Raw genomic sequence first — 5,049 nt, 5'->3', positions numbered from 1 at the left:
GTCTATGATTTCTCGGCAAAGGCGATCGACGGCAGCGAGGTCTCGCTCGACCAATATCGCGACAAGGTGCTGCTGATCGTCAACACCGCCAGCAAATGCGGCTTCACGCCCCAATATGAGGGGCTGGAGAAGCTCCACGAGGAGATGTCCGACAAGGGGCTGGTCGTCCTCGGCTTCCCCTGCAACCAGTTCGGCGCCCAGGAGCCCGGCGACGCGGAGGAGATCGCGACCTTCTGCCGCACCAGCTATGACGTGAAATTCCCGATCTTCGCCAAGGTCGACGTCAACGGACCCAATGCCCACCCGCTTTACGCCTGGCTGAAGAGCAAGGCGAAGGGCGTGCTGGGCACCGAAGGCATCAAATGGAACTTCACCAAATTCCTGATCGACCGCAACGGTCAGGTCGTCAGCCGCTACGCCCCCACCACCAAGCCCGAGGCGATCAAGAGCGATATCGAGGATTTGCTCGACGGCGCGTGAAAGCGGGGCTCTCGCGCCTAAGCACTTGAACAAAGAAAACTTGGTTGCCCCCCAAGCAACGCTGAATTGCGCGTTACCGCGCCAAGCCCCATTTGGCGGCCATGGCATCCTTGCTCGATCCCGAAGCGCGTGGGCGCGTCATTCTCGTCGGCGCCGGCCCGGGCGATCCCGGACTGCTGACGCTGCGCGCGGTCGATGCGCTGCGTTCGGCCGACGTCGTCGTCCATGACGGGCTGATCGATCCGCGCGTCCTCGATTATGCGCCAGACACCGCGCAGCGAATTTCGGTTGCGAAGAAGCGCGACCGGCACACCCTGCCCCAGGACGCGATCAATGCGCTGATCATCGCCCATGTGAAGGCCGGCTCGGTCGTCGTGCGGCTGAAGGGCGGCGATCCCTTTGTGTTCGGTCGCGGCGGCGAAGAGGTCGAGGCAGTGCGCGCCGCCGGCCTCCCCGTCGAGGTCATTCCAGGCGTCTCCTCCGCGCTCGGTTGTGCGGCGGAAGCGATGCTGCCGCTCACGCACCGCGACTGGTCGAGCGCGGTCAGCTTCGTCGCCGGCACCTGCAAGGGGCTGAGCGAACAGGACTGGTCGGGGCTTGCCGGACAGGGCCGCACCCTGGTGATCTACATGGGCGTCAGCACCGCTTCGATGATCGCGGACAAGCTGATGGCCGACGGTGTCGCCCCCGACATGCCGGTGGCGGTGCTCGAAAAGGGCACGCTGCAAGGGTCGCGCGCCATGCGGACGCTGCTCGCCGATCTCGGCGACCTGGTCGAACGCGAGGGCGTCGAAAGTCCGGCGATCATCGTCGTGGGCGAAGTGGTCCTGCTGTCGGATGCCCAAAACCGCCTTGCCGCCTTCGCGGTGCAGGCCGAACGGATGAAAGACGAAGCGTGAAGATTCTGACGGGCAATGATCTGGTCACGGGCGACGTGATCTGGTGGACCGGTGATGGCTGGTCGCGCCACCTCGAACATGCGGTCGACGTCGACGGCCAGGGCGAGGCGATCGCCGCCCGCGAGGAAGCCGCCCGGCACGTCAACACGCCTTATGTGATACAGGCGGAAATGACCGGCGAAGGCCCCCGCCCCGCACATATCAAGGACCGCATCCGCGCCGTCGGCCCGACAGTGCGTCCCGACCTCGGCCTCAAGCCGGCCGACCCCACCATCGGCGACTGGGTGATCTGACATGTATCAGTACGACCAATATGATCAGGCGATCGTCGACGCCCGCGTCGAGGAATTTCGCGATCAGGTGCGCCGCCGCCTGAGCGGAGAGATGAGCGAAGACCAGTTCAAGCCGCTGCGGCTGATGAACGGCCTCTATCTCCAGTTGCACGCCTATATGCTGCGCGTCGCCATTCCCTATGGCACGCTATCGGGCAGGCAGATGCACATGCTGGCGCATATCGCGCGCAAATATGACAAGGATTACGGCCACTTCACCACGCGGCAGAATCTTCAGTATAACTGGATAAAGCTGGCGGACGCGCCCGACATTCTCGCCGAGCTGGCGACGGTCGAGATGCATGCCATCCAGACCAGCGGCAACTGCATCCGCAACATCTCGTCCGACCAATATGCCGGTGCGGCTGCGGACGAGATCGAGGATCCCCGCCCCTGGGCCGAACTGCTGCGCCAGTGGAGCACCTTCCACCCCGAGTTCAGCTATCTGCCGCGCAAGTTCAAGATCGCGGTGATCGGCTCGGAAGAGGATCGCGCGGCGGTCCGCCTGCACGACATCGGCCTGCAGATCCATCGCAACGAAGCGGGCGAAACCGGCTTCCGCGTGTTTGTCGGCGGCGGCATGGGCCGTACGCCGATGATCGCCCCGGTGATCCGCGACTTCCTGCCGAAGACTGACTTCCTCGCCTATATGGAAGCCTGCCTGCGCGTCTATAATCGCCATGGCCGTCGCGACAATCTCTACAAGGCGCGGATCAAGATCCTGGTCCACGAGATCGGCGCCGACGAATATCGCCGCCAGGTCGAGGAGGAATTCCTCCACACGCGCACCCTTGGCCTCGATGCTCCGCAGGCCGAGTTCGATCGCATCGCCGCCCATTTCGCGCCGCCGGCCTTCGAGAGCGGCCTGAGCGACGAGATCGATCGCAGCGATCCCGACTTCGCGTTGTGGCTCGACCAGCAGGTCGTGGCGCACAAGACGCCGGGCTATGCGATCGTCAACATCAGCCTGAAGCCGACCGGCGGCATTCCGGGCGACGCCAGCTCGGCACAGATCGACCTCATGGCCGATCTCGCCGAGGCCTACAGCTTCGACGAGCTGCGCGTCACTCACGCACAGAACATCGTCCTGCCGCATGTCCGCAAGAGCGACCTCTATGCGATCTGGCAGAAGCTCGACGCCGCGGGCCTCGCCACCCCCAATCTCGACCTGGTCGGCGACATCATCGCCTGCCCCGGCCTCGATTATTGCAGCCTCGCCAATGCGCGTTCGATCCCCCTCGCACAGAAGATCTCCGAGCGTTTCGGCGCGATCGAGCGCCAGCGCGATCTCGGCGAGCTCAAGCTGAAGATCTCGGGCTGCATCAATGCCTGCGGCCATCATCATGCCGGCCACATCGGCATTCTCGGCGTCGACCGGAAGGGCGAGGAGAATTACCAGCTGTCCTTCGGCGGGTCGGGTGCAGAAGACGCGAGCCTCGCCAAGATCATCGGCCCCGGCTTTTCCGAAGATGGCGTGGTCGACGCGATCGAGAAGGCAGTGAATGTCTACACCGCGCTTCGCAACGACGGCGAGCGCTTTGTCGACACCTATCGCCGGGTCGGCGAAGCTCCGTTCAAGGAGGCGATTTATGGGTGACCTCATCCGGTTCCGCGACGACGAGGCCCATGAAGAGCCCGCCGTCACGCTCGACGGCTTTCTGGGCCAGTCCAACGCGACCGCCGTGCGGCTCGAGCCGACCGACGATCCCCGCGCGCTGATCCCGCATCTGTCGCGCCTTTCGCTGATCGAGGTGTCCTTCCCCAAGTTCCGCGACGGCCGCGGCTATTCGATCGGCAGCATCCTGCGCGAGGCCGGCTATACCGGCGAACTGCGCGCGGCGGGCGATGTGCTGGTCGACCAGATCGGCCCGATGCGCCGCTGCGGCTTCGACGCTTTCCTGAGCGATGCGGAGATCGACCGCGACGTGCTCGACAAGCTCCTCTCGCTTCACGCCCATGTCTATCAGAAGACCGTGGACGGACGTGCGCCCGTGTGGGCCCGGCGGCATGGCTGAGCCGGCGCGCAGGATCGACCGTATCGACACGGCGCCCCGCTTCACCGCGGCGGACGTCGCCGCGCTCAACGCGCGCTTCGAAGGCGTAGCCACGGCCGACATGATCAAGGCCGTGCTCGAGGAGAAGCTGCTCGACCGGGTCGCGGTCGTTTCCTCCTTCGGCACCGAATCCGCCGTACTGCTCGACCTCGTCGCCCAGGCCGATCCCGCCACGCCGGTGATCTTTCTCGATACCGGCAAGATGTTCGACGAGACGCTCGCTTATCGCGACCTGCTGATCGAGCGCCTCGGACTGCAGGACGTCCGCAACATCACCCCGGACGCCGCAACGATCGAAGCAAAGGACGCCACCGGCCTGCGCTGGTCCTATGACCCGGACGGCTGCTGCGAAATCCGCAAGGTCCTGCCGCTTGCCGTCGCCATGCGCGGGCTCGATGCGTCGATCACCGGCCGCAAGGGCTTCCAGGCGTCGACCCGGTCGGGCATCGCCCGGTTCGAACTTGACGGCGACCGGATCAAGTTCAACCCGCTCGCCGATTGGGGCAAACCCGATCTCGACGCCTGGTTCGAGCGCCGCGACCTGCCGCGCCATCCGCTCGAGGCAAAGGGCTATCTGTCGATCGGCTGCGCACCGTGCACGAGCGTGGTCAAGCCGGGCGAAGACCCCCGCGCCGGCCGCTGGCGCGGCTGGGACAAGGTCGAGTGCGGCATTCATGGCGAGCCGCTGACCAACCCCGGGGACGAGCCCGTCTTCTGATCCTGGCGCGTGCCCGCGCCGGCCTCAATCGATCAGGAACACGCCGATCTTATAGGCCATGTAGAAGGGCACGCACATGATGGCGGCCACCAGCAGCTGATCCATGGTGCGATCGATGTAAGACATCGCGGCATCCTCTCCCCAACGCCCCGCTATTCCGGGTGCGGGTCAAGAAAACCACCTTTTCCGCCCTTTGTCACCTGCGCAAAGCCGCATTCGCGACGAAAATCAGCGTCAGCTTGCGTTGCACCGCAACAGGAATGGCTCACTCATAATCGTTCGGATTGTAATAATCGTCCGCCAGGTCTGAGAATTTGGTGAACTTGCTCTCGAATTTCATGGGGATGGTACCTGTCGATCCGTGACGCTGCTTGGCGATCACGAGTTCGGCGCGATTGTGCGCCCGCGCCATCTTGAGCTGCCAGTCCTCGAACGCGGTCACATCCACGGCACTGTCGCCAGCTGCGGCAGAGGCTTCTTTCGGGCGAATCAGGTTGAGATAATATTCCTCGCGATAGACGAACCAGACCATGTCTGCGTCCTGCTCGATCGAGCCAGACTCGCGC

Annotated in this window: 7 protein-coding genes; 6 read left to right on the top strand and 1 reads right to left on the bottom strand. The window is 64.5% G+C overall.

The window, feature by feature from the left end:
- The 6 genes from KAY22_RS24370 to KAY22_RS24345 form a co-directional block, all read left to right on the top strand.
- Positions 1 to 480: glutathione peroxidase (locus tag KAY22_RS24370; protein ID WP_296625728.1), on the top strand; the 480-nt coding region annotated here is incomplete at its 5' end.
- A gap of 101 nt (positions 481 to 581) precedes the next feature.
- Complete coding sequence (gene cobA, locus KAY22_RS24365) at positions 582 to 1,379, top strand: uroporphyrinogen-III C-methyltransferase (RefSeq protein WP_296625727.1); 798 nt, start codon at positions 582 to 584, stop codon at positions 1,377 to 1,379.
- Positions 1,376 to 1,672: a DUF2849 domain-containing protein gene (locus tag KAY22_RS24360; protein WP_296625726.1), complete on the top strand. Its 297-nt coding sequence runs from the start codon at positions 1,376 to 1,378 to the stop codon at positions 1,670 to 1,672. The genes cobA and KAY22_RS24360 overlap by 4 nt, the downstream gene beginning before the upstream one ends.
- Before the next feature lies 1 nt (position 1,673).
- Positions 1,674 to 3,308: a nitrite/sulfite reductase gene (locus tag KAY22_RS24355; RefSeq protein ID WP_296625725.1), complete on the top strand. Its 1,635-nt coding sequence runs from the start codon at positions 1,674 to 1,676 to the stop codon at positions 3,306 to 3,308.
- The gene (locus tag KAY22_RS24350; protein WP_296625724.1) at positions 3,301 to 3,726 is read left to right on the top strand and encodes a DUF934 domain-containing protein; all 426 of its coding nucleotides are present in this window, start codon (positions 3,301 to 3,303) and stop codon (positions 3,724 to 3,726) included. Before KAY22_RS24355 ends, KAY22_RS24350 begins: the two co-directional genes overlap by 8 nt.
- Positions 3,719 to 4,483, top strand: coding sequence for a phosphoadenylyl-sulfate reductase (locus KAY22_RS24345; protein WP_296625723.1), 765 nt, complete (start codon positions 3,719 to 3,721; stop codon positions 4,481 to 4,483). The genes KAY22_RS24350 and KAY22_RS24345 overlap by 8 nt, the downstream gene beginning before the upstream one ends.
- A 265-nt stretch (positions 4,484 to 4,748) precedes the next feature.
- On the opposite strand, the gene KAY22_RS24340 is transcribed toward KAY22_RS24345, so the two are convergent.
- The coding region (locus KAY22_RS24340) for a DnaB-like helicase C-terminal domain-containing protein (RefSeq protein WP_296625722.1) at positions 4,749 to 5,049 on the bottom strand (301 nt) is incomplete at its 5' end.

This window comes from Rhizorhabdus sp., from assembly GCF_018006725.1.
GTDB lineage: Bacteria > Pseudomonadota > Alphaproteobacteria > Sphingomonadales > Sphingomonadaceae > Rhizorhabdus.
This window is presented reverse-complemented; position numbering and strand designations above follow the sequence as displayed.